Origin of the sequence: Microbacterium kyungheense, assembly GCF_006783905.1 — a bacterium.
Classification (GTDB): domain Bacteria; phylum Actinomycetota; class Actinomycetes; order Actinomycetales; family Microbacteriaceae; genus Microbacterium; species Microbacterium kyungheense.
Window position 1 is genome coordinate 1,035,484 of sequence record NZ_VFPE01000002.1, and the last position, 22,797, is coordinate 1,058,280.

General features: G+C 69.9%; 23 protein-coding genes and 4 tRNA genes. 19 read left to right on the forward strand and 8 right to left on the reverse strand.

The features are described 5' to 3' along the window. Positions 1 to 15 precede the first annotated feature (15 nt). Complete coding sequence (locus FB391_RS11590; protein WP_141894514.1) at positions 16 to 465, reverse strand: pyridoxamine 5'-phosphate oxidase family protein; 450 nt, start codon at positions 463 to 465, stop codon at positions 16 to 18. A 60-nt stretch (positions 466 to 525) separates the two neighbouring features. Further along, a tRNA-Val gene (locus FB391_RS11595) sits at positions 526 to 601 on the reverse strand. 157 nt (positions 602 to 758) lie between these two features. Here FB391_RS11595 and FB391_RS11600 point away from each other — a divergent pair. From FB391_RS11600 to FB391_RS11610, 3 genes are all read left to right on the forward strand, one after another. Beyond that, positions 759 to 831 (forward strand) — tRNA-Gly (locus FB391_RS11600). Positions 832 to 884: 53 nt separating this feature from the next. Next, a tRNA-Cys gene (locus FB391_RS11605) sits at positions 885 to 955 on the forward strand. Between the two features lie 26 nt (positions 956 to 981). Then, positions 982 to 1,053, forward strand: a tRNA-Val gene (locus FB391_RS11610). A gap of 43 nt (positions 1,054 to 1,096) precedes the next feature. On the opposite strand, the gene FB391_RS11615 is transcribed toward FB391_RS11610, so the two are convergent. Further along, a complete protein-coding gene (locus FB391_RS11615; RefSeq protein ID WP_141894515.1) occupies positions 1,097 to 1,309 on the reverse strand; it encodes a KTSC domain-containing protein in 213 nt (70 codons plus the stop codon). A gap of 182 nt (positions 1,310 to 1,491) precedes the next feature. On the opposite strand from FB391_RS11615, the gene thrS reads away from it, so the two are divergent. Both thrS and FB391_RS11625 read left to right on the forward strand, forming a co-directional pair. Continuing rightward, positions 1,492 to 3,486, forward strand: a complete 1,995-nt coding sequence (gene thrS, locus FB391_RS11620) for a threonine--tRNA ligase (RefSeq protein WP_246093470.1) — start codon at positions 1,492 to 1,494, stop codon at positions 3,484 to 3,486. After that, positions 3,483 to 4,064: an HIT family protein gene (locus tag FB391_RS11625; protein ID WP_141894516.1), complete on the forward strand. Its 582-nt coding sequence runs from the start codon at positions 3,483 to 3,485 to the stop codon at positions 4,062 to 4,064. The genes thrS and FB391_RS11625 overlap by 4 nt, the downstream gene beginning before the upstream one ends. 51 nt (positions 4,065 to 4,115) lie before the next feature. Here FB391_RS11625 and pdxY read toward each other — a convergent pair whose 3' ends face one another. Beyond that, entirely contained in the window at positions 4,116 to 4,967 is an 852-nt protein-coding gene (pdxY, locus tag FB391_RS11630; protein ID WP_141894517.1) for a pyridoxal kinase PdxY, read from the reverse strand. Positions 4,968 to 4,974: 7 nt separating this feature from the next. Then, complete coding sequence (locus FB391_RS11635) at positions 4,975 to 6,315, reverse strand: aminotransferase class I/II-fold pyridoxal phosphate-dependent enzyme (RefSeq protein ID WP_141894518.1); 1,341 nt, start codon at positions 6,313 to 6,315, stop codon at positions 4,975 to 4,977. A 133-nt stretch (positions 6,316 to 6,448) separates the two neighbouring features. Here FB391_RS11635 and pdxS point away from each other — a divergent pair, with 133 nt between their 5' ends. The 11 genes from pdxS to FB391_RS11690 all read left to right on the forward strand — a co-directional run bounded on the left by pdxS (position 6,449) and on the right by FB391_RS11690 (position 17,359). After that, on the forward strand, positions 6,449 to 7,339 hold the full coding sequence (gene pdxS / locus FB391_RS11640) for a pyridoxal 5'-phosphate synthase lyase subunit PdxS (protein ID WP_141894519.1): 891 nt from the start codon (positions 6,449 to 6,451) through the stop codon (positions 7,337 to 7,339). Further along, positions 7,333 to 7,959, forward strand: coding sequence for a pyridoxal 5'-phosphate synthase glutaminase subunit PdxT (gene pdxT / locus FB391_RS11645; protein WP_185843052.1), 627 nt, complete (start codon positions 7,333 to 7,335; stop codon positions 7,957 to 7,959). Before pdxS ends, pdxT begins: the two co-directional genes overlap by 7 nt. A 10-nt stretch (positions 7,960 to 7,969) precedes the next feature. Then, on the forward strand, positions 7,970 to 8,491 hold the full coding sequence (locus tag FB391_RS11650; RefSeq protein ID WP_141894521.1) for a hypothetical protein: 522 nt from the start codon (positions 7,970 to 7,972) through the stop codon (positions 8,489 to 8,491). 72 nt (positions 8,492 to 8,563) lie between these two features. Next, entirely contained in the window at positions 8,564 to 9,325 is a 762-nt protein-coding gene (locus tag FB391_RS11655) for a YebC/PmpR family DNA-binding transcriptional regulator (RefSeq protein ID WP_141894522.1), read from the forward strand. 80 nt (positions 9,326 to 9,405) lie between these two features. After that, positions 9,406 to 9,987 (forward strand): crossover junction endodeoxyribonuclease RuvC, encoded by a 582-nt coding sequence (gene ruvC, locus FB391_RS11660; protein WP_141894523.1) that lies wholly within the window; start codon positions 9,406 to 9,408, stop codon positions 9,985 to 9,987. 70 nt (positions 9,988 to 10,057) lie between these two features. Beyond that, positions 10,058 to 10,684: a Holliday junction branch migration protein RuvA gene (ruvA, locus tag FB391_RS11665; protein WP_141894524.1), complete on the forward strand. Its 627-nt coding sequence runs from the start codon at positions 10,058 to 10,060 to the stop codon at positions 10,682 to 10,684. After that, positions 10,677 to 11,702, forward strand: coding sequence for a Holliday junction branch migration DNA helicase RuvB (gene ruvB, locus FB391_RS11670; RefSeq protein ID WP_141894525.1), 1,026 nt, complete (start codon positions 10,677 to 10,679; stop codon positions 11,700 to 11,702). The genes ruvA and ruvB overlap by 8 nt, the downstream gene beginning before the upstream one ends. Positions 11,703 to 11,785: 83 nt before the next feature. Further along, positions 11,786 to 12,247 carry a preprotein translocase subunit YajC gene (locus tag FB391_RS11675; RefSeq protein WP_141894526.1) on the forward strand — a complete coding sequence of 154 codons (462 nt, stop codon included), beginning with the start codon at positions 11,786 to 11,788 and terminating at the stop codon, positions 12,245 to 12,247. 44 nt (positions 12,248 to 12,291) lie between these two features. Then, on the forward strand, positions 12,292 to 14,016 hold the full coding sequence (gene secD / locus FB391_RS11680) for a protein translocase subunit SecD (protein ID WP_141894527.1): 1,725 nt from the start codon (positions 12,292 to 12,294) through the stop codon (positions 14,014 to 14,016). Then, positions 14,016 to 15,008 carry a protein translocase subunit SecF gene (gene secF, locus FB391_RS11685; RefSeq protein ID WP_141894528.1) on the forward strand — a complete coding sequence of 331 codons (993 nt, stop codon included), beginning with the start codon at positions 14,016 to 14,018 and terminating at the stop codon, positions 15,006 to 15,008. Before secD ends, secF begins: the two co-directional genes overlap by 1 nt. A gap of 101 nt (positions 15,009 to 15,109) precedes the next feature. Then, a complete protein-coding gene (locus tag FB391_RS11690; protein WP_141894529.1) occupies positions 15,110 to 17,359 on the forward strand; it encodes a RelA/SpoT family protein in 2,250 nt (749 codons plus the stop codon). Here the strand turns inward: FB391_RS11690 and FB391_RS11695 are convergent. The 3 genes from FB391_RS11695 to FB391_RS11705 form a co-directional block, all read right to left on the reverse strand. Next, the gene (locus FB391_RS11695) at positions 17,329 to 17,904 is read right to left on the reverse strand and encodes a type IV toxin-antitoxin system AbiEi family antitoxin (RefSeq protein WP_141894530.1); all 576 of its coding nucleotides are present in this window, start codon (positions 17,902 to 17,904) and stop codon (positions 17,329 to 17,331) included. The two genes, FB391_RS11690 and FB391_RS11695, sit on opposite strands and share 31 nt — an antisense overlap. Positions 17,905 to 18,036: 132 nt before the next feature. After that, positions 18,037 to 19,599 carry a DUF349 domain-containing protein gene (locus FB391_RS11700; RefSeq protein ID WP_185843037.1) on the reverse strand — a complete coding sequence of 521 codons (1,563 nt, stop codon included), beginning with the start codon at positions 19,597 to 19,599 and terminating at the stop codon, positions 18,037 to 18,039. A gap of 123 nt (positions 19,600 to 19,722) precedes the next feature. Next, a complete protein-coding gene (locus FB391_RS11705; protein ID WP_141894531.1) occupies positions 19,723 to 20,016 on the reverse strand; it encodes a dioxygenase in 294 nt (97 codons plus the stop codon). Between the two features lie 134 nt (positions 20,017 to 20,150). Here FB391_RS11705 and FB391_RS11710 point away from each other — a divergent pair, with 134 nt between their 5' ends. From FB391_RS11710 to FB391_RS11720, 3 genes are all read left to right on the forward strand, one after another. Beyond that, positions 20,151 to 21,524, forward strand: coding sequence for a replication-associated recombination protein A (locus FB391_RS11710; protein WP_141894532.1), 1,374 nt, complete (start codon positions 20,151 to 20,153; stop codon positions 21,522 to 21,524). A 198-nt stretch (positions 21,525 to 21,722) separates the two neighbouring features. Then, positions 21,723 to 22,352 (forward strand): 30S ribosomal protein S4, encoded by a 630-nt coding sequence (gene rpsD / locus FB391_RS11715; RefSeq protein WP_141894533.1) that lies wholly within the window; start codon positions 21,723 to 21,725, stop codon positions 22,350 to 22,352. A gap of 129 nt (positions 22,353 to 22,481) precedes the next feature. After that, complete coding sequence (locus FB391_RS11720; RefSeq protein WP_141894534.1) at positions 22,482 to 22,778, forward strand: ATPase; 297 nt, start codon at positions 22,482 to 22,484, stop codon at positions 22,776 to 22,778. The last annotated feature ends 19 nt before the right edge of the window (positions 22,779 to 22,797 follow it).

The window sequence follows — 22,797 nt, forward strand, 5'->3', positions numbered from 1 at the left end:
TCGGCCGCGCTCGCCTCAGTCCGAGGGCAGGATGCCGCGATCCCAGCGCGCCTCCGCGCTCACCGAGGGCGCGGTGGACGCGTCGTAGCAGCGCACCCACTGGGGCGTGACCACGATCAGGGCGATTGCCTCGTCGTGCACGCGTGATCCCGGCGCGTGACGGAGGAACTCCTCGCCCAGCGCGTCGCGTCGGTCGAGAGGCGCGAGCGCCGCGGTCCCCTCGATCTGCAGTGTGACGTCCCCCGAGGTGCCGACCACCAGCGCGATCGCCGGCTGGACGCGGAGGTTCGCGACCTTGCGGGAGGAGGCGAAGGCGTTGAAGAGGATAGACCCGTCGTCGAGTGCCACGAGCCCGACCAGGGCGGCTTCGGGCGAGCCATCGGGGGAGACCGTCGCCACGACGCCGCGGCCATGGTCACGCAGGAACGCCACGACGGACGCCCGCTCGTGGGGATCGAGCACCATGGACAGCACGATACAGCCCGGAGAACAGCGAAAACCCCCGGCGAACCGCGGGTTTTCTCATGGTGGGCGATACCAGACTCGAACTGATGACCTCTTCCGTGTGAAGGAAGCGCGCTACCAACTGCGCCAATCGCCCGTGCCCCCGAGGGGGACGAGTAACGATAGTACCGGATGCCGAGGCATGCCTCGAACCACAACGGTGTGACACGCGCGGGGTGCATCTGGTTTTGCATGCGGCCGAGCATCGGCTAAAGTCTTACAAGTGCCCGGCGCGAGAGCGAAGGGAACGAAATGCGGATGTAGCGCAGTTGGTAGCGCATCACCTTGCCAAGGTGAGGGTCGCGAGTTCGAGTCTCGTCATCCGCTCAAGTGCAGGGGTCTCCTCCAGGGACCACAGCACGTGGGGTCAAACCACACGCGGTGGCGTGGCCGAGCGGCTAGGCACCGGCCTGCAAAGCCGTTTACACGGGTTCGAATCCCGTCGCCACCTCGCCGACAACTTAACAGCCTCTTTAGGCGCGATTGGCGCAGCGGTAGCGCGCTTCCCTGACACGGAAGAGGTCACTGGTTCGATCCCAGTATCGCGCACGACGAAACCCTCGGTTCTCCGAGGGTTTTTTGTTGCCCGGAATCAGCGCACGTGCTCAGCCGGGTAGACGTCCCGGATGGACTCCCGGAAGAACCGCCCCGCACTGTCGGCCGACAGGAGTGCCCGGTGCACGGACGGCGGCACCGCGAAGTAGCGGTACACCTCGCCGGAGGTGAATTCGAGCTCGAGCACGGCCACGTCGGCGTCATACCCCGCCGACGTGATCGCCGTGGAGTCGAGCCGGTGTCGTCGCACGGCTTCAGGCTAAGCGGCCCGGGCCTGGTCACTGGGTAGAATCGTCGCGTGGAACTCGTCCGGTCGCTCGCTGCGGCGGCATATCAGGCCGTCACGCGAACGCTCGGCGCCTGAGCGGGCGGGGCGCGGCGTGCGCCCGAAGCTGAGTAGCCTTGATCCGAGCCATTCCCAGGAGAGTTTCCGTGACTGACGCTGTGCCTTATCCCGCTGACGGCTTCGCCCTGTTCCCCGACCGATCCGTGGTCGCGCTGAGGGTGAACGGCGAACTGAAAGACCTCGCGACGGTGGTGACCGAGACGGATGCCGTCGAGCCGGTCACCATCGACAGCCCGGATGGCCTCGCCATCCTCCGCCACTCGACCGCGCACGTCCTCGCGCAGGCCGTCCAGCGGATCAACCCGCAGGCGAACCTCGGCATCGGCCCGCCGATCACCGACGGGTTCTACTACGACTTCGGCGTGGAGCATCCCTTCACCCCCGAGGATCTGAAGGCCATCGACAAAGAGATGCAGCGCATCGTCCGCGAGGGCCAGCGCTTCGTCCGCCGTGTCGTGACCGACGAAGAGGCCCGGGCCGAACTCGTGGACGAGCCGTTCAAGCTGGAGCTCATCGGCCTCAAGGGCGGCGGCGCCGAGAAGACCGAGGGCGCCTCGGTCGAGGTCGGCGCCGGCGAGCTGACCATCTACGACAACGTGGACCGCGACGGTCAGACCGTGTGGAAGGACCTCTGCCGCGGCCCGCACCTGCCGAACACCCGCCTGATCGGCAACGGCTGGGCGCTGCAGCGCGTCGCCGGCGCCTACTGGCGCGGGAGTGAGAAGAACCCTCAGCTGCAGCGCATCTACGGCACCGCATGGCCCACGAAGGACGAGCTGCGCGCGTATCAGACCCGCCTCGAAGAGGCGGCCAAGCGCGACCACCGCAAGCTCGGCAAGGACCTCGACCTGTTCTCGTTCCCCGACGAGATCGGCTCGGGCCTGTCGGTGTGGCATCCCAAGGGCGGCATCGTCCGCGGCGAGATGGAGCAGCACGCGCGCCGTCGTCACATCGCCGGCGGCTACACCTACGTGTACACCCCGCACATCTCGAAGCAGGACCTGTTCCTCACCTCGAACCACCTCGTCACCTACAAGGAGGGCATGTTCCCGCCCATCGTGATGGACGAGGAGCGCGACGAGAACGGCGAGATCACCAAGCAGGGCCAGGACTACTACCTGAAGCCCATGAACTGCCCGATGCACATCCTGATCTACAAGGAGCGCGCACGCAGCTACCGCGATCTGCCGATGCGCCTGGCCGAGAACGGCACGGTCTACCGCAACGAGCTCTCGGGTGCCCTGCACGGCCTCACCCGCGTCCGCGGGTTCACCCAGGACGACTCGCACCTGTTCGTGACTCCGGAGCAGCTCGAGGGCGAGGCGACCCGCGTGCTCGAGTTCGTCATCTCGATGCTGCGCGACTTCGGCCTCGACGACTTCGAGCTCGAGCTGTCGATGCGCGACGACGAGAAGGACAAGTGGATCGGCTCGGACGAGTTCTGGGAGTACTCGACGAATGCGCTCCGCAACGTCGCCGTCGCCAGTGGGCTGAAGCTGACCGAGGTGCCGGGCGAGGCCGCCTTCTACGGGCCGAAGATCGACCTCAAGACCCGTGACGCCATCGGCCGCACCTGGCAGCTGTCCACGGTCCAGGTCGACCCGAACCTGCCGGAGCGGTTCGAGCTGGAGTACACCGACCGGGACGGCCAGAAAAAGCGCCCGATCATGATCCACCGCGCCCTGTTCGGCTCGATCGAGCGGTTCTTCGCGATCCTGCTGGAGCACTATGCGGGCGCGTTCCCGGTGTGGCTGTCGCCGGTGCAGGTGGTCGGCATACCCGTCGCCGAGGAGTTCGCCGACTACCTCGGCGAGGTCGTCGACCTGCTCAAGGCCGAGGGCGTGCGCGCCGAGCTCGACCACTCCGACGACCGCATGCAGAAGAAGATCCGCACGCACACCACCCAGAAGGTGCCGCTGCAGCTGATCGCGGGTGCCCAGGACCAGGCGGCCGGCACGGTCTCGTTCCGCTTCCGTGACGGCTCGCAGGAGAACGGCGTGCCGATCGCGGACGCCGTGCGCCGCGTGCGCGAGGCGATCGCGTCGCACGCGCTGGTGAACACCGCGGAGGACTTCGCGTGAACGACGACGGGGCCGGGTCGGGCGCTCCCGAAGGGGATGCCGCCGACTCGGCCCTCGTCGACGCCGCGACGTTCGCCGGAGTCCCGGACGAGTTCCAGCGCCTGTGGACGCCGCACCGCATGGCGTACATCCAGGCCGGCCCCGAGGTGCTGCGCAAGGAGTGCCCGTTCTGCGAGGCTCCGCGCAAGTCGGACGAGGACGGACTCATCGTCTTCCGCGGACGCACCGCGTACGCGTTGCTGAACCTGTTCCCGTACAACTCCGGGCACCTGCTGGTGTGCCCCTACCGGCACATCGCGACGTACGACCAGGCGACCGACGAAGAGGTCGCCGAGATCGGCGCGCTCACCCAGCAGGGCATGCGCGTGCTGCGTCAGGTGTCGCGCTGCGACGGGTTCAACATCGGCATGAACCAGGGCCATGTGGCGGGCGCGGGCGTCGATGAGCACCTGCACCAGCACATCGTGCCGCGGTGGGCGTCCGACGCGAACTTCTTCCCGATCATCGCCAAGACGAAGGCGCTGCCGCAGCTGCTCGGCGACGTGCGCCGCGCGATCGCCGACGCCTGGAACGTGTGAGCGTGTGAGAAGGGGATGCCGCAGGCCGCGGCATCCCCTTCTCACATCCCGTCAGCGCACCTGCTCGACGGTGAACTGCAGGCGCGGGTTCGCGTAGGCGTCCTGCGACTCGATGAGCTGCAGCTCGCGCTCGCCCGAGGCGTGCGTGCGCTCGAGCAGGTCGAAGACGCTCGACGTCGTGCGCGCCAGCGCGTCCGCGGCGTCGCCGGTGCGGCGGTAGTGCGCGGTGAACAGCGCGGCGGTGACATCGCCCGAGCCGTTCGCCTTCATCGGGATGTGCGGGGTCTGCACGATCCACGCGCCGTCGTCGGTGACCGCGAGCATCTCGATCGTGCCCTCCGGGCGGTCGGGCCGCTCGACGCTCGTGACGAGCACCGTGCGCGGGCCCATCCCGCGGGCGAGGTCGGCGGAGGCGAGCGTGGACTCGAGGTCGGCGGGCTCGGTCTGGGTGAGGAACCCCAGCTCGAACTGGTTGGGCGTGATGATGTCGGCGGCCGGAACCACGCGGTCGCGCAGCAGCACCGGGATCGCCGGGGCGACGAAGCAGCCCGACTTGGCGTTGCCCATGACGGGGTCGCACGCGTAGACGGCGTCGGGGTTCGCGGCCTTCACACGCGCCACCGCGTCGAGGATCACATCGGCGATGCCCTCACCGCCCTGGTAGCCCGAGAGGATGACGTCGATCTGCGGGAACGCGCCGCGCTCCTCGATGCCGAGGATCACCTCGCGCACGTCGTCCGGGCTGATCATCGGGCCGCGCCATGCGCCGTACCCGGTGTGGTTCGAGAAGTTGACGGTGTACACCGGCATCACCTCGACGCCGATGCGCTGGAGCGGGAACACGGCTGCCGAGTTGCCGACGTGGCCGTAAGCGACCGCCGACTGGATCGAGAGGATCTTCACCGGTCGATCATCCCACTTCCCGCAGCCGGGCCCTGCCGCCGGCCGCGCCGACCGCGGCGGCCAGATCCGCCGCGAGCTGGACGGCGTCGTCGTCGTCCAGGTCGTGCACGGTCAGCCGCAGCCGGTGCGAGGGCTCGTCGCCGGCGAGGACGAACTCGTCGCCGGGGCGAGCCAGCCACCCGCGCCGCATGAGCTGCTCCGAGACGTCGCGTGCGGGCACCGGAAGCGGGATCCAGAGGTTCAGCCCGTCGCCGGCGTCGGCATCCAGCCCGTGCTCCCGCAGCAGCGAGACGAACGACGCGTTGCGCGCCGCATAGTGCGCGCCGGCGTCGGCGATCGACGCCGCGGTGGCGGCATCCGTCACGAGCGCGTGGGTGAGTCGCTGCAGAAGATGGCTGACCCACGTGGTGCCCGGGGTCAGTCGCATGGCGAGGCGCTCCGCGGTCTCGGGATCGGATGCCGTCACGGCCAGGCACATGTCGGGTCCGAGGAACTTCGACACCGACCGCACGAGCGCCCAGCGCCGGTGCTCGGGCGCGATCAGCGAATGGAACGGCTGCTGCGACAGCATCGAGAAGTGGTCGTCCTCGATCACGAGGACGTACGGGTGGGCGCGCAGGACCTCGCGGAGCTGTGCCGCCCGGGCGGCCGACAGGCTCGAGCCGGTCGGGTTCTGGGCCCGCGGCGTGTGGACGACGGCGCGCACGCCCTGCTCCAGTGCGACCCGCAGTCCTTCGACGGTCATGCCCTCGTCATCGACCGGGACCGGTACGGCGCGGTAACCGCCGATCCGCACCGTGTGGATGCTCGTGAGGAAGCACGGGTCCTCCAGAGCGACCGCGTCGTCGCGCGTCAGCGCCTGGGCGAGCAGGCGCTCGACCGCGTCGGCGGCGCCGCTGGTGATCGTGAGCCGGACGTCGCCCGCGGCGAGGTCTCCGGCCATCCACTCGAGGGCCCACTGCTCCAGGCCCGGATCGACGACAGGCTCGCCGTAGAGCACGGGTCGTCCGGCGATGCGCGCCAGGGCGGGCGCCAGATCGGGGATGAGGTCCGGATCGGGGTTTCCCGTCCCCACGTCCCGGAGCACGCTGTCGGCCGCGAAACCCTCCTGCGCGACGGGGGAGAGGTCGGCCACGCGCGTGCCGCCACGGCCGCGGGTGACGACGACGCCTGCCTGCGTCAGCTGGCGGTACGCGGCCACGACGGTGTTGCGGTTGACCCCGAGGTCGTCGGCGAGCGACCGCACCGGGGGCAGCGGGTCGCCGGCGCGCAGCTGCGAGCGCTCGATGAGGGCGCGCACGCTGTCGGCGATCTCGGTCGCGGATCTGCCGCGGATGTCGGAGGTCATGGCACCGTCCCTGCTCTTCGCCGGTCCGCCGATTGTAGGACGCAGACCATGCTATCTTTTGGCCTAGGTCAATACCCGCCATTGTCCTCATCTGTCGCGCGCACAGCCCGCGACCCGTCGAAGGAGAACCCTCGTGACCACTGCCGACACGGGAACCGACCGCGTCAAGCGCGGCCTCGCCGAGATGCTCAAGGGCGGCGTCATCATGGACGTCGTCACCCCCGAGCAGGCCAAGATCGCCGAGGACGCCGGCGCCGTCGCCGTCATGGCGCTGGAGCGCGTGCCCGCCGACATCCGCGCCGAGGGCGGCGTGTCGCGCATGAGCGACCCCGACATGATCGACGGCATCATCGACGCCGTCTCGATCCCGGTCATGGCGAAGGCCCGCATCGGCCACTTCGTCGAGGCGCAGGTGCTGCAGCAGCTCGGTGTCGACTACATCGACGAGTCCGAGGTTCTCTCGCCCGCGGACTACGTCAACCACATCGACAAGTGGAACTTCACCGTGCCGTTCGTGTGCGGTGCGACGAACCTCGGCGAGGCCCTGCGCCGCATCAACGAGGGCGCCGCCATGATCCGCTCCAAGGGCGAGGCCGGCACCGGCGACGTGTCGGAGGCGACCAAGCACATCCGCAAGATCAACGCCGAGATCAACGCCCTGCGCTCGATGTCGAAGGACGAGCTGTACGTCGCGGCCAAGGAGCTGCAGGCGCCCTATCAGCTCGTCGCCGAGGTCGCCGAGACCGGCAAGCTGCCCGTCGTGCTCTTCGTCGCGGGTGGCGTCGCGACGCCCGCGGACGCCGCGATGATGATGCAGCTCGGCGCAGACGGCGTGTTCGTCGGCTCGGGCATCTTCAAGTCGGGCAACCCGGCCGAGCGCGCCGCCGCGATCGTCAAGGCCACCACGTTCTACGACGACGCGAAGGTGATCGCCGACGTCTCGCGCGGTCTCGGCGAGGCGATGGTCGGCATCAACGTCGCCGACCTGCCCGCCCCGCACCGGCTCGCCGAGCGCGGCTGGTGACAACTCCGCGCGTCGGCGTCCTCGCGCTGCAGGGCGACGTCCGCGAGCACGTCCGCGTGCTCGCGGACCTGGGCGCCGACGTCGTGACCGTCCGCCGGCCCGACGAGCTCGCCGAGGTCGACGGCCTCGTGATCCCGGGCGGCGAGTCCAGCGTCATCGACAAGCTCGCGCGCGCGTTCGGGATGCAGGATCCGCTCCGCGCCGCCATCGCCGACGGGATGCCCGTCTACGGCACGTGCGCGGGCCTCATCCTGCTCGCCGCCCGCATCGCCGACGGGGCGCCCGGTCAGCAGACGCTCGGCGGGCTGGACGTGACCGTGCGCCGCAACGCCTTCGGCAGCCAGGTCGACTCCTTCGAGGTGGATCTCGAGGTCGAGGCGCTCGGCGCGCCGCCCGTGCACGCGGCGTTCATCCGCGCGCCGCTTGTGGAGGAGGTCGGTCCGGGGGTCGAGGCCCTCGCGACACTCGACGACGGCCGCGTCGTCGCGGTGCGCCAGGGCGCCCTGCTCGGCACCTCGTTCCATCCCGAGGTCACCGGCGAACAGCGCTTCCATGCGCTCCTGCTCGATCTGGTGCGCGAGCGCGTGCGGCGAGCCGGCCGACGCGACGCCGCGAGGTAGATTCTGTGCCATGACGATCAACGACTGGTGGCGCGAGCACCCCGAGGAGCGCTACTGGATGATCGCGCCGTCGCGCGGTGTCGTCGGAGACGCCCTGTCGGCCTCGAAGGCGCAGGACGAGCGCCGCTTCGAGTGGTCGCACGAGCTCGTCGGGTACACCGAGCCCGGCGACACGCTGTTCGTGTGGGACCGCACGCTGCCCGTGCCGGGGATCGCGGCGTGGGGCCGCGTGCTCGGACCGCTGGGCGAAGAGACGCGCGACCGCCGCGGCGACGACCTCCCGCACTGGCGCATGCCGATCAGCGACACCCTGCGCCTCGCCGCGCCCATCACGCTGCCGAGTCTGCGCCGCGTGGGCTCTGAGATCGTCGACGTCCGCGACCGCGTCGAGGCGCTCACCGACGGGCCGGTGTACTTCCCGTTCATCGGGTCGCCCGAGACGCTCGCGCCCGCCCCGGCATACCTCACGAAGGTGCCGCGCGACCTCGTCGCACTGCTGTCCTCGCGGTTCGGTTTCGAGTTCGCGCTGTAGCCGGGGGATAAACTGGTCCATCGGGCGAAGCGCTCACGCGCCTTCCGCTGACGAGCGATTTTCAGGAGGACCATGTCCGGGCATTCCAAGTGGGCCACGACCAAGCACAAGAAGGCCGTCATCGACGCGCGCCGTGCGAAGTCGTGGGCCAAGCTCATCAAGAACATCGAGGTCGCCGCCAAGCTGGGCGGCGCTGACCTGCAGGGCAACCCGACCCTCTTCGACGCCGTGCTCAAGGCGAAGAAGACGTCGGTCCCCAAGGACAACATCGATCGTGCCATCAAGCGCGGTGCGGGCATCGGCGGCGAGTCCGTCGAATACGCCTCGATCATGTACGAGGGCTACGGCCCCAACGGCGTCGCGCTCATGATCGAGTGTCTGACCGACAACAAGAACCGTGCCGCCGCCGAGGTGCGCACGGCGCTGACCCGCAACGGCGGGACGCTGGCCGACCCGGGGAGCGTGGCGTACAACTTCACGCGCAAGGGCGTGATCGTCGTCGGCGGCGAGGGCACGAGCGAGGACGACGTCATGCTCGCCGTCCTCGAGGCGGGCGCCGAAGAGGTCGAGCCGCACGCGCAGGGCTTCGAGGTCATCACCGAGGCGTCCGACCTGGTGGCGGTGCGCTCTGCGCTGCAGGATGCCGGCATCGACTACGAGTCGGCAGACGTCGAGTTCGTCCCCAACCTCAAGGTCGAGGTCGACGCCGACACCGCACGCAAGGTCTTCCGCCTCATCGACGCGCTCGAAGACAGCGACGACGTCCAGAACGTCTACAGCAACTTCGACCTCACCGCCGAGGTGCAGGCCGAGCTCGAGTCCGACGAGGACTGAGCGGACGGATCGAGCGGATGCCTCGGCCCGGCGCAGCGCGCCTGGCCGAGGCATCCGCTTCTCTCATCTAGCGTGAGGGAGTGCGCACCGGCAGCTCCCGCGGATCACTCCGCGTCCTCGGCATCGACCCCGGCCTGACCCGCTGCGGCGTCGGCGTGGTCGACGTCGCCCCCGACCGGTCCGCCCAGCTCGTGCACGTGGGCGTCGTGCGCTCGGACGCCGACGCGCCGATCGAGGAGCGCCTCGCCGTCATCGCCGCCGGGCTGCGCGCCGTGCTCGAAGCGCACGGCCCGGACGTGGTCGCCGTCGAGCGGGTGTTCGCGCAGCATAACCGCCAGACCGTGATGGGTACGGCTCAGGCCAGCGGCATCGCGCTGCTGATCGCGGGCGAGCGCGGCATCCCCGCCGCGACGCACACGCCCTCCGAGGTCAAGGCGGCCATCACGGGATACGGCAACGCCGACAAACGTCAGGTGCAGACCATGGTCGCCCGCGTGCTGCGCCTCGAGGAGCTCCCGAAGCCGGCGGACGCGGCCGACGCCCTCGCGCTCGCGCTGTGCCACGCGTGGCGCGGCGCACCGGCGGCCTCCGGGCGCTCGTCGTCGCCCCTGACGCCCGCTCAGCGCGCCTGGGCGGACGCCGAGCGCCTCGCCCGCCGCTGAGAGGCGTGCCGCGGCGGCGCCCATGCGTGTCGCTCGAACAAACGTCCGAACCAGCACGTAGGCTCGGGGCATGATCTCCTCAGTCCGCGGCACCGCCGTGCACGTCGATGCGGATTCGGTCGTCGTCGAGGTCGGGGGAGTCGGGCTTCACGTCGCCGTCACCCCGCAGGTGGCCCGCACGACCCACCTCGGCGACACCGTGCTGCTGCACACGACGCTCATCGTCCGCGAGGACGCCCTGTCGCTGTTCGGCTTCGAGACGCGCGAAGAGCTGACGGTGTTCGGGCAGCTGCTGGGGGTCACCGGAGTCGGGCCGAAGTCCGCGCTCGGCGTGCTCGCGACCCTCACGGTGCCCCAGATCGCCGATGCCGTCGCCGCGGACGACGACGCCCCGTTCCGCCGCGTCTCGGGAATCGGCCCCAAGACGGCGAAGCTCATCGTCGTGCAGCTCGCCGGCAAGATCGCGGTGACGCGCCCCTCCGGATCCGGGGCAGTGGATGCCGCAGCCTCCGCCACCGTTCCCGCCCAGGTGGTGCAGGCTCTGGTGGGCCTCGGGTGGTCCGAGCGCACGGCGGTCGACGCGGTCGAGGCGGCGGCATCCGATGCCGCCGAGGCCGACCGCTCGTCGGTGCCCGCGCTCCTGCGCCTGACGCTGGCGGCACTGGGGCCGGCACGGAAGGAGACGGTCGGTGGTTGACGTCCACGACGACAGCGAGCCCGTCGACGAGGCCGAGCTCGCCATCGAGGGGGCGCTGCGTCCGACCTCGCTCTCGGAGTTCGTCGGCCAGCAGAAGGTGCGCGGGCAGATGCAGCTGCTGCTCGACGCGGCGCGCATCCAGCAGCGGCCGGCCGATCACATCCTGCTGTCGGGGCCGCCCGGACTCGGCAAGACCACGCTCGCGATGATCGTCGCGCACGAGAGCAACCGTCCGCTGCGGCTCTCCAGCGGTCCGGCGATCCAGCACGCGGGCGATCTGGCGGCGCTGCTGTCGAGCCTGACCCCCGGTGAGGTGCTGTTCATCGACGAGGTGCATCGCATGGCCCGGTCGGCCGAAGAGATGCTCTACCTCGCGATGGAGGACTTCCGCATCGACATCATGGTCGGCAAGGGCGCCGGCGCCACCAGCATCCCGCTGGACCTCGCGCCGTTCACGCTCGTGGGCGCCACGACCCGGTCGGGGCTGCTCCCCAACCCGCTGCGCGACCGTTTCGGCTTCACCGCGCACCTGGAGTACTACGAGCCCGAAGAGCTGGAACGCGTCATCGAGCGCTCCGCGGTGATGCTCGGCGTCTCGCTGCCGCCCGCGGCACGCGCCGAGATCGCCCGGCGCTCACGCGGCACGCCCCGCATCGCGAACCGCCTGCTGCGCCGGGTGCGCGACTACCTCGTCGTGCACGGGCGGACTGGCGCCGACATCGCCACGGTGGATGCCGCCCTCGACCTCTACGACGTCGACGCGATCGGGCTCGACCGGCTCGACCGCGCCGTGCTCGACATGCTCGTGCGACGGTTCCGCGGCGGCCCTGTCGGGCTCAGCACGCTGGCTGTCGCGGTCGGCGAGGAGCCCGACACGATCGAGTCGGTGGTCGAGCCGTACCTCGTCCGCATCGGCTTCATGGGGCGCACGCCGCGCGGCCGGATCGCGATGCCCGACGCCTATGCCCACATGGGCGTCCCCTCCGCAGAATCGGCGCTCCGATTCGATGACCTATAATCACTGGAGGCTTTCGCCTACCCCCCTCCTGCAAGGCACCGCCGCCACGGCGCGTGCCTGACCCGAAAGGTGCCACCGGCTCCATGGACTTCGCTGCCTTCCTGAGCAACTACGGCCTCATCATCCTGCTGGTCGTGCTCCTCGTCTTCATGTTCTGGAGCTCCCGCCGTCGTATGCAGAAGCAGAAGGCCGAGCAGGAGGAGAAGGCGCGCCAGACCGTGCCCGGCTCGGAGGTGCTCCTCCAGGGCGGCCTCTACGGCACGATCGTGTCGTACGACGCCGACAACCTCGACCAGCCCGCCATCGTCGAGCTGGCCCCCGGCGTGGAGATCAAGGTCCACAGCCAGGCCATCCTGCGCGTCGTGACGCCCGGTGCCGACTCGGTCACCGAGGACGAGTACCTCGAGGCCGAAGAGAGCCACGCCGAGTACGCGGAGGGCGTCGCCAACGGCGACATCAGCTCGATCAGCGACGACGCCGCCCAGGCGAAGGACAAGGACGCCGGCAACGGCGATGCCCCGTCCGGCACCAAGGCACAGGACTAAGGTCTGACCGTTCGCCCGTTCGGGCACCTCCAGAAAGCGAAGACGTGGCGACATCCACTCCCGTCCGGCATGCGTGGCGCGCGCTGACCGGCCTTCTCGCCATCGTGGCGATCCTCGTCGGCATCAACGCGCTCGGCGTCTACGTGTTCGGCAAGAGCTCGTGGGTCCCGTCCCTCGCGCTCGACCTGCAGGGCGGCACCCAGATCGTCCTCGAAGCGCAGACCGAGGACGGCGCCGACCCGTCGACCGAGCAGATGCAGCAGGCGGTCACGATCATCCGCCAGCGCGTCGACGCATCGGGTGTCGGCGAGGCCGACGTCACGACCCAGGCCGGCAACCAGATCGTCGTGCAGATCCCCGGCCAGGCGGACGAAGAGACGCGCAACCGCATCGAGGCGTCCGCGCAGCTCCAGCTGCGCGCCGTCCTGTACACCGGCGCTCCCGCGAACACCTTCGTCGGCGACGACGGCAACGAGACGCCGTACCCGACGCCCGACCCCTCGCTGCAGGCGACGCCGACCGCATCGCCCACCAACGGCAGCGACACCGCCTGGATCACTCCTGCGCTGCAGGCCGAGTACCTGGCGTACGACTGCTCCGACCCGGCGAACGACCCGGCCAACGCGCCCAAGGACGAGCCGCTCATCACGTGCGACGCCGACGGCACGGTCAAGTACATCCTCGGCCCGGTCGAGCTCGACGGTTCGTCGATCGACGACGCGACCTTCGGCCTGCAGACGACCAACAACCAGTGGGCCGTCAACCTCCAGTTCGACGACGAGGGCACCAAGACCTTCGGCGAGATCAGCCAGCGCCTGTACGGTGCGACCGCCCCGCTGAACCAGTTCGCGTTCGTCCTCGACGGCTACGTGCTGTCGGCGCCGTCGATGAACGGCGTCATCATGGACGGCAAGCCGAGCATCACCGGCAGCTTCACCCAGGAGAGCGCGAAGGTTCTGGCCGACCAGCTCAAGTACGGTGCGCTGCCGCTGAGCTTCACCGTGGTGAGCTCGGACTCGATCTCGGCGACGCTCGGCTCGCAGCAGCTGATGATCGGCCTCATCGCCGGTCTCATCGGTCTGGCTCTCGTCGCGCTGTACTCACTGATCGTCTACCGCGCACTCGGCTTCATCATCATCGCCTCGCTCGTGGTGATGGCGGTCCTGACCTATCTCACGCTGTGCATCCTGGCCTGGCGCATGGGCTTCCGCCTGTCGCTGGCCGGTGTCGCGGGCCTGATCGTGACGATCGGCTTCACCGCCGACTCGTTCATCGTCTACTTCGAGAGAATCCGAGACGAGCTGCGCGACGGCAAGTCGATCACCGCGGCCGTCGAGGACGGCTGGGGTCGCGCCAAGCGCACGATCTACATCTCGAAGTCGATCAACATCCTCGCCGCCGTCGTGCTGTACATCCTCGCGGACGCCACGGTCAAGGGCTTCGCCTTCACCCTCGGTCTCACGACCGCGATCGACGTCCTGATCTTCATCCTGTTCACCCACCCGGTGCTGCAGCTGCTCGCCAGGACGAAGTTCTTCGGCTCGGGGCATCCCCTGTCGGGGCTCGACCCGACCGCGCTCGGCGCCGTGTACCGCGGTCGCGCGCAGTTCCGCGACCCGGTGCTCACCACGGGCACGGCCGGGCGCCGCAACGCCAAATCGCGGGGCGAGGCCGCTCGCCGGCAGACCATCGCCGAGCGCAAGCAGGCGGAGCAGTCGGCCACCGAGAGCGGTAAACCCGTCACGACTCTCAAGGAGGGAGACGACTGATGCGCTCCATGAGCCAGCTCGGCAACGACCTCTACTCCGGCAAGACGTCGTTCCCCTTCGTCGGCCGCCGGCGTCTGTGGTTCCTCATCGCCGCGATCCTCGTGGTGGCATCGGCGCTCGTGCCGGTGTTCCGCCCGATCCAGTTCTCCATCGAGTTCACCGGCGGGTCGCAGTTCACCGTGAGCGGCGTGGCGACGCCCGTCGATCAGCTGATCGCGACAGAGGCCGTGCACTCGGTCGTGCCCGGAGCCACGACGAAGGTGACCACCGTCGGTGAGGACACCGTCCGGGTGCAGACCGACCAGCTCGAGGACAGCGAGAGCCGCCAGGTGACTGCCGCCCTCGCCGAGGCCTACGACGTGCCTGAGAGCGAGGTCAGCGCCTCGTTCATCGGTCCCAGCTGGGGAGCCGACGTCACGCGCCAGTCGCTGTGGGGTCTGGCGATCTTCCTCGCGCTGACCTTCCTGATCCTCGCGCTGTACTTCCGCACCTGGAAGATGTCCGTCTCGGCGATCATCGGCCTGGTCGACGTGCTCGTGATCACGATCGGCGTGTACGCGCTGTTCGGGTTCGAGATCTCGCCCGCCGCCGTCATCGGCTTCCTGACGATCCTGTCGTACGCGCTGTACGACACGACGGTCGTGTTCGACAAGATCAGGGAGAACACGAGTGAGGACGGCGAGGTGTCGGGTCGCACCTTCGGCGAATCCGTCAACCTCGCGGTCAACCAAACGCTCGTGCGCTCGATCAACACGACGGTGGTGGCGATCCTGCCGACCGGCGCGATCCTGTTCATCGGCCTCATCTGGGTCGGCGCGCAGACGCTCACCGACCTGTCGCTGTCGATCTTCGTGGGCACCATCGTCGCGGCGTACTCGACGCTGTTCGTCGCGTCGCCGCTGTACTCGCTGCTGCGCGAGAACGAGCCGGCGATCAAGGCGCGCGACCAGCGCGTCACCGACGCACGCGCCCTCGCGGGCACCCCGGCCTGACGCGACGGCCGGGCCGGCACGATGCCGGCCCGGCCCTCCGCGGCCGGTGACGCCCGGCCGCGGGCGTAGGATTGTGGGATTCGGCGGAGGGGAGGGTTCGTATGACCGAGACCATCCCGCCCGCCCAATCGTCGTCGCTGCGCCGCCTGGTGCCGCGCATCTTCTCGCGGTCGGCCCGTCGCGACGACGTCGAGCAGCTGCTCCGCACGGTGCGCACCCACCACCCGAAGGGCGATCTCTCGATCATCGAGCGCGCCTACTCGGTGGCCGAGCGCGCGCACTCGGGTCAGGCCAGACAGAGCGGTGAGCCGTACATCACGCACCCGCTCGCCGTGGCGCAGATCCTCGCCGATCTCGGCCTCGGCCCGCGCGCCATCGCGGCGGCGCTGCTGCACGACACGGTCGAAGACACCGACTACTCCCTCGACACGCTGACCGCCGAGTTCGGCGACGAGGTCGCGATGCTCGTCGACGGCGTCACCAAGCTCGACAAGGTCAAGTACGGCGAGAGCGCCCAGGCCGAGACCGTCCGCAAGATGATCGTGGCGATGTCGCGCGACATCCGCGTGCTCCTGATCAAGCTCGCCGACCGTCTTCACAATGCGCGGACGTGGGGATTCGTCCCGCCCGAGAAGGCGCGCAAGAAGGCCACCGAGACCCTCGAGATCTACGCTCCGCTCGCGCACCGGCTCGGCATCCAGGCGATCAAGTCCGAGCTCGAGGACCTCTCGTTCGCCGTGCTGCAGCCCAAGCTGTACGCCGAGATCGACAGCCTGGTCAAGCAGCGCACCCCGCAGCGCGAGCAGTACGTGCAGAACGTCATCGACGCCGTCGACAGCGATCTGCGCGAGCTCCGCATCCGGGGGCGTGTCATGGGCCGCCCCAAGCAGCTGTACTCGGTGTACCAGAAGATGGTCGTGCGCGGTCGTGAGTTCGACGACATCTACGACCTCATCGGCATCCGCATCCTCGTCGGCAGCGTGCGCGACTGCTACGCGGTGCTCGGTGCCATCCACGCGCGATGGACGCCGCTTCCGGGCAGGTTCAAGGACTACATCGCCACGCCGAAGTTCAACCTCTACCAGTCGCTGCACACGACGGTCATCGGTCCCGGCGGGCGCACCGTCGAGATCCAGATCCGCACGCACGAGATGCACCAGCAGGCCGAGTACGGCGTCGCTGCGCACTGGAAGTACAAAGAGCGCATGAACGGCGGCAAGTCGGACTCCAAGTCCGTCGACACCGACATGGCGTGGCTCGCGCACATCTCGGACTGGCAGGCCGAGACCGCCGACCCCGGCGAGTTCCTGGACTCGCTCCGCTTCGAGATCGGAGCGAAAGAGGTCTACGTCTTCACGCCGAAGGGCCGCGTGATCGGCCTGCCGGCGGGTGCGACCCCGGTCGACTTCGCGTACGCGGTGCACACCGAGGTGGGCCACCGCACGATGGGCGCCAAGGTCAACGGCCGGCTGGTGCCGCTGGAGTCCGAGCTGAAGAGCGGCGACGTCGTCGAGGTGTTCACCTCGAAGAACCCGGACGCGGGGCCGTCGCAGGACTGGATGGGCTTCGTCAAGAGCACGCGGGCCCGCAACAAGATCCGCGGCTGGTTCACGAAGGAGCGCCGCGAAGAGGCGATCGAGCAGGGCAAGGAGTCGATCGCGCGCGCGATGCGGCGGCAGAACCTGCCGCTGCAGCGGCTCATGAGCCAGGACTCGTTCTCCGAGGTCGCGCACCAGCTGCGCTACGAGGACGTGTCGGCGCTGTATGCGGCCGTCGGCGAAGGACACGTCTCGACCCAGTCGGTCATCGAGAAGGTCACCGCGCTCGTCGCCGCCAACGACACCGCCACCGGCCCGATCGATCTTCCCCCGGTCGGCCGGTCGCGCGCTCCGCGCGGCGGCGACTCGGGGGTGCTCGTGCGCGGGGCTCCCGACATCCTGGTCAAGCTCGCGAAGTGCTGCACCCCGGTCCCCGGCGATCAGATCGTCGGCTTCGTGACCCGCGGCAGCGGCGTCTCGGTCCACCGCACCGACTGCACGAACGTGAAGTCGCTCATGGAGGATCCCGAGCGGCTCATCGACGTCGAGTGGGCGCCGACGACCAAGAGCGTCTTCCTCGTCCAGATCCAGGTCGAGGCACTCGACCGCTCGGGACTGCTGAGCGATGTCACCCGCGTGCTCAGCGAGCACCACGTCAACATCCTCTCGGCGACGGTGTCGACCACGAACGACCGCCTCGCGCTCAGCCGGTTCGTGTTCGAGATGGGCGACATCGTCCACCTCGACCGCGTCCTCAACGCGGTGCGCCGGATCGACGCCGTCTACGACGTGTACCGCGTCACGTCGTCCTGATCCTCCGCCCGCTCCGCGGCGATCGACCGCAGCACGCGGAGCCCGGCGTTCTTGTGGGGGAGGCGTCCGTGCTCCAGCCGTGCGATCGCGCGCGCCACGGCGGCCGCGTGCACCCGCGCCAGCTGGCACGCGGCACGTGCGTGGACGGCATCCGTCGTCCTCGCCAGGTCGATGAGCGTCCGCACCGGCGTCGTGACCCGCACGCCGCCGATCAGGTCGACGTCCTCGGGCTGGACCGACGGGTCGCGGTACACCACGTGACGGTCGGGGACGAGGTGAAGCCGGCGCTCCACCGCGCGCTGCACAGTGTGGCGCGCGGGCGGGTGGGGGAGTCCGCCGTGGATCCACGCCGCGGTCAGGTGCGTGGCGGCCAGCGTCTCGCCCAGAAGCGGAGCGAGGGCGCCGGCGCGCAGCGCCGCCGTCTCGACGGCATCGGCGGGCATGTACGCGTCACCCAGCTCGACGAGGTGCCCGTCGAGGCAGGCGGCGGTCAGCTCCGCGCGTGACAGCCGGTCGTCGGCGAAGTACAGGAACGGCGAGGCCATGCGTGAAGTGTGGCGCACCCGGCGGACGGGTGGATGCCGCACCCCGGTCGCCTGTGGACAACCCACGCCGAAATGGGCCTGCGGCCGGCATCCCGTGCCGGCCGCAGGCCCTGGTTCGGATCGACGCCGGCGTCAGCCGCCGAGGGCCTTGAGCCAGGACTTGCGTGCGTCGAGCGCGTCGGAGGCCTGAGCGATCGCCTTCTTGTCACCGGACTTCTTCGCGACGGCGAGTTCGTCCTCGAGCTTCTGGATGGCATCGGTGAGCTGGCGCGTCATGTCGTTGGCGCGCGCCTTCTGCTCGGGGTCGTTGCGCTTCCAGTCCGCGTCCTCACGCCCGCGCAGTGCGTTCTCGATGCGACGCAGCTCGTCGTCGAGCGAGCGCTCGGCATCGCGCGGGAAGATGCGCCCGATCTCGTCCCATTGGCGCTGGATGCCGGTGAGGATCGATCGGGCCTTGGCGATGTCGCGCTCGTCGCCCACGGCCTTGGCCTCTTCGAGCAGCGCGCGCTTGGCCTCGATCTTCTCGCGCGACGCCTCGGCATCGGCCGCCTCGCGCTCGACACGGGCGCCGTACAGCGCGTCACCGGCGGCCTTGAACCGCGCCCACAGCGCGTCGTCGACCTTCTTGCCTGCCCGGCCCGCGGTCTTCCACTCGTCGAGCAGATCGCGGTAGGCGGGGATGCCGTCCTCGCCCTTGGGAGCGAGTGCCTCCGCCTTCTCGACCAGCCGCGTCTTGCGGTCGCGGACGCCCTTGTGCGCCTCATCGAGCTCGGCGTAGAACGCGCGGCGGTGCTTGTCGACGGTGGCACGTGCATCGCGGAATCGCTTCCAGAGCTGCTGCGCGGTCGACTTCGGCAGACGGGGGCCGTTCTGCTGCTGCGACTGCCACTGGTCGAACAGGCCGTTGATCTCGGCCGTCGCCTGCTTCCACTGCACGGTGCGCGGGTCGCGCGCGGCGAGGGCCTCGGCCTTCTCGACGAGCTCAGTGCGCGCCTTCACGGCGTCATCGACGGCCTCGCGGGCGGCGACGGCCTCGGTCTCGGACTGCGCGGTGAGCGCCTCGGTGAGCGCGGCGACGCGGGCGACGAGGCTGGCCAGGTCGCCGACGGCGGCAGCGCCGTCGAGCTTCCCGTTGATGGTGCGCGCGGTCGCCCGCAGGTCCGCGGCCGACGCGCCTCCGCGGCGGTGGCGGACCTCGAGCAGCGTGACCTCGCTGGCGAGATCGGCGTACTTGCGCTCGAAGTATGCGAGCGCCTCTTCGGGCGACCCGTCGGGGTACTGACCGACGACGCGCCAGCCGTCGGCCTCGCGCACCGAGACGGTGCCGTCGTCGTCGACGCGGCCCCACGGCTCATCGGCGCCGACAGGCGTCTCGACGACGATCTCAGTCACCTCGACGGCCACCACGTCGCCCTCGGCGTCTTCGACCACCTCGACGATCTCAACGGCCTCGACCTCGACGACCTCGGCCGCTGCGGCGTCGGCCTCGGCGGCGTCCGCGTCGGCGGCGTCGGCCTCGGTCTCCGCGGCCTCCGGCGCCGTCGCGTCGGCGGTGGCGGCATCCGCCTCGACCGCGTCGTCGGCGACGGGGGTCTCGGCAGGGTTCTGGTCGGGGGTGGACGTCGTCTCGGGCTCGCCGTTCTCGGGGAGCTCGGGGGCGTCGGTCTCGGGCTGGGGGTCTGCTGCGGCAGTCACGGGATGCACCTCATCGCGGCTTGCGCCGTCTGTGGGAGTAGGACGGCTCACAGCCTAGTACGGCGGATGCCTCATCCCGGTGCCGTTGCGGGCAGCTTCGGACGCGGATGCGTCCCCGTGGCCTCAGGGCGTCGGAGTCGGTGTGGCACTCGGGGTCGGCGCGTCCGTGACGGTCGGCGTCGGAGTCGGGGTGGACGTCGAGGTCGGCGACGGCTCCGGGGCGCCTGGGCCCGCCATGAAGTAGGCCGTCTGGATGCCCACGATGCCGAGCACGAGAACGCCGCCGGCGATGCCGGCGATCAGGTTGTCGCGCGTGCGGCGACGAGCCTGGTCGTCGTGGAACTGACGGCGCGCCTGATAGGTCCGCGTCCGCTCACGTGCGGCACGTGCGTCTCGATCCTTGCCACCGCCGGCCACGGGGCCTCCTCATTGTCGTCGTCCCAGGCTCACCCGGTCCACAGCCCCGGGGCGGGTTGATCCTACGGCCCGGCGGCACGGCGGCCAAAACCCGCACCGGAACCGCTGTCGCGCCCCCGGGATAGCCTTGACGAGTGAGTTCACCCACCGCGCTGTTCCAGGGGCTGACGCCGCTGGCGGTGCGCATGCGCCCCTCGTCGCTCGACGAGGTCGCAGGGCAGTCGCATCTGCTGCGCGCGGGGTCGCCGCTGGTGACGCTGGCGAATCCGGATGCCGCGGCCCGCGCTGCGACCTCCGTCATCCTGTGGGGCCCGCCCGGCACGGGCAAGACGACCCTCGCGCAGGCGATCGCACGCTCGTCCGGGCGCCGCTTCGTGGAGCTGTCGGCCGTGACCGCGGGCGTCAAGGACGTGCGCGAGGTCATGCAGGAGGCGCTCACGCAGCGCGATCTGTACGGCCAGTCCACGATCCTCTTCCTCGACGAGATCCACCGGTTCACGAAGGCGCAGCAGGATGCGCTCCTCCCGGGCGTCGAGAACGGCTGGGTCGTGCTGATCGCCGCGACCACCGAGAACCCGTCCTTCTCGGTGATCTCGCCCCTGCTGTCGCGTTCACTGCTGCTGACTCTCAAGCCGCTCACCGACGCCGACCTGGCGATGCTGCTCGACCGCGCGGTCGCTGATGCGCGCGGCCTCGCCGGGGCGGTGACGCTCGGCGACGACGCCCGCGACGCGCTCGTCCGTCTCGCGTCGGGAGATGCCCGCCGGGCTCTCACGGCGCTCGAGGCCGCGGCATCCCTCGCCGTGCCCTCCGAGGACCAGGACGATGGCGAAGACGACGGCTCCGAGACCCCCGAGGACGCCGTCGACGCGCCCGTGATCACGGCGGACCACGTCGCACAGGCCGTCGACCGCGCCCTCCTGCGGTACGACCGGCAGGGCGACGAGCACTACGACGTCATCAGTGCGTTCATCAAGTCGATCCGCGGGTCGGATGTCGACGCGGCGATGCACTACCTCGCGCGGATGATCGAGGCGGGGGAGGACCCGCGGTTCATCGCGCGGCGTCTCATCATCTCGGCCGCAGAAGACATCGGCCTCGCCGATCCGCAGGCGCTGCCGATCGCGGTCGCCGCCGCCGACGCGGTGCAGTTCATCGGCATGCCCGAAGGACGCATCCCGCTCGCCGAGGCGACCGCGTACCTCGCCACCACGGCGAAGTCGAACGCCGCGTACCTGGCGATCGACGCGGCGATCGCCGACGTCCGCTCGGGCGGGTTCGGGCGCGTGCCGATGCATCTGCGCGACGCGCACTACCCGGGTGCCAAGCGGCTCGGCCACGGCAAGGGCTACGTGTACCCCCACGACTCGGACATCGGGATCGCGGCGCAGCAGTACCTGCCCGACGAGCTGCGGGGCCGCCGCTACTACGAGCCGAAGGCGCTCGGCGCGGAGCGCGACGTGCAGGCACGACTGGAGAAGATCCGTCGCATCCTCGGCGGCGACTGAGCGCCTGAACATCGGCCGACCGGGGCGAAAGCCCGTGTCTGATAAGCTTGAGCGGCTCGAAACGCAGTTTTCGGGCATCCCCTCTCTTCCTGACCTACCTTCCGGCATGCCCCGGCGTGCAGTCCGGACAGGGCGAAGACAGGGCGATACGTCCGCGAGCCGTGAAAGACACGGCAGCGTCATCGAAAGGAACACTTCGTGGCAACGAAGTCCCAGGACCGCCGCAAGGTCCGTCTGTCCCGCGCTCTCGGCGTGGCCCTCACCCCGAAGGCCGCCAAGTACCTCGAGAAGCGCCCCTACGCTCCGGGTGAGCACGGCCGCACCAAGCGCAAGCAGGACAGCGACTACGCCGTCCGCCTCCGCGAGAAGCAGCGTCTGCGCGAGCAGTACGGCATCCGCGAGAAGCAGCTGCGCATCCAGTTCAACGAGGCCCGTCGCACCCAGGGCCTGACGGGTGAGAACCTCGTCGAGCAGCTCGAGATGCGTCTGGACGCCCTCGTGCTGCGTGCCGGCTTCGCCCGCACCACCGCGCAGGCGCGCCAGATGGTCGTGCACCGCCACATCCTCGTGGACGGCCAGCTCGTCGACCGCCCGTCCTTCCGCGTGAAGCCGGGTCAGCTCATCCACGTCAAGGCCAAGAGCGAGGGCATCGAGCCCTTCCAGGTCGCAGCGCTCGGCGGTCACGCCGAGGTCCTGCCCCCGGTTCCGGGCTACCTCGAGGTCGAGCTCGACAAGCTCCAGGCCCGTCTCGTGCGTCGCCCCAAGCGCGCCGAGGTTCCCGTGGTCTGCGACGTCCAGCTCGTCGTCGAGTACTACGCAGCGCGCTAAGCGTCTCGTCTCGCTTCGCTCGCTCGACGACCGAAGCACGAAGGGCGTCGGGGTCACCCGACGCCCTTCGTCGTTTCCCCTTACGATGGAGGGATGCCGCGCCCCGGCGGCCCGCGAGGAAGTGGTGACATGAAGAACCTGGTGTGGTTCCTGTTCGGCATCGCCGGAGGATTCGTGGTGGCGCACTTCATGAACAAGGACCCCCGTGGGCACGAGATCCTGGCCGAGGTCGACGCGCGCATCACCGAGTTCACCGACCGCATCGGCGACGCCTACCGCGAGCAGGAGGCCCGCTTCGCCGGCATCGTCGACGACGTCCGGGATGCCGCCGCCGAAGCCGCCGGCACCGCGAAGGACGCCGCATCCACCGCCGCCGAGGCCGTCGCAGACGCCGCCGCGAGCGCGGCCGACAAGCTCACCGACTGACCCGCGCACCACCGCTCAC

What these genes read in the sequence shown, in the direction of transcription:
- FB391_RS11590 (WP_141894514.1), bottom strand. Translation starts at nt 465, where the DNA reads ATGGTGCTCGATCCCCACGAGCGGGCGTCCGTCGTGGCGTTCCTGCGT.
- FB391_RS11635 (WP_141894518.1), bottom strand. Translation starts at nt 6,315, where the DNA reads ATGACCTCCGACATCCGCGGCAGATCCGCGACCGAGATCGCCGACAGC.
- FB391_RS11650 (WP_141894521.1), top strand. Translation starts at nt 7,970, where the DNA reads ATGACGATCAACGACTGGTGGCGCGAGCACCCCGAGGAGCGCTACTGG.
- FB391_RS11655 (WP_141894522.1), top strand. Translation starts at nt 8,564, where the DNA reads ATGTCCGGGCATTCCAAGTGGGCCACGACCAAGCACAAGAAGGCCGTC.
- ruvA (WP_141894524.1), top strand. Translation starts at nt 10,058, where the DNA reads ATGATCTCCTCAGTCCGCGGCACCGCCGTGCACGTCGATGCGGATTCG.
- FB391_RS11675 (WP_141894526.1), top strand. Translation starts at nt 11,786, where the DNA reads ATGGACTTCGCTGCCTTCCTGAGCAACTACGGCCTCATCATCCTGCTG.
- secF (WP_141894528.1), top strand. Translation starts at nt 14,016, where the DNA reads ATGCGCTCCATGAGCCAGCTCGGCAACGACCTCTACTCCGGCAAGACG.
- FB391_RS11690 (WP_141894529.1), top strand. Translation starts at nt 15,110, where the DNA reads ATGACCGAGACCATCCCGCCCGCCCAATCGTCGTCGCTGCGCCGCCTG.
- FB391_RS11695 (WP_141894530.1), bottom strand. Translation starts at nt 17,904, where the DNA reads ATGGCCTCGCCGTTCCTGTACTTCGCCGACGACCGGCTGTCACGCGCG.
- FB391_RS11720 (WP_141894534.1), top strand. Translation starts at nt 22,482, where the DNA reads ATGAAGAACCTGGTGTGGTTCCTGTTCGGCATCGCCGGAGGATTCGTG.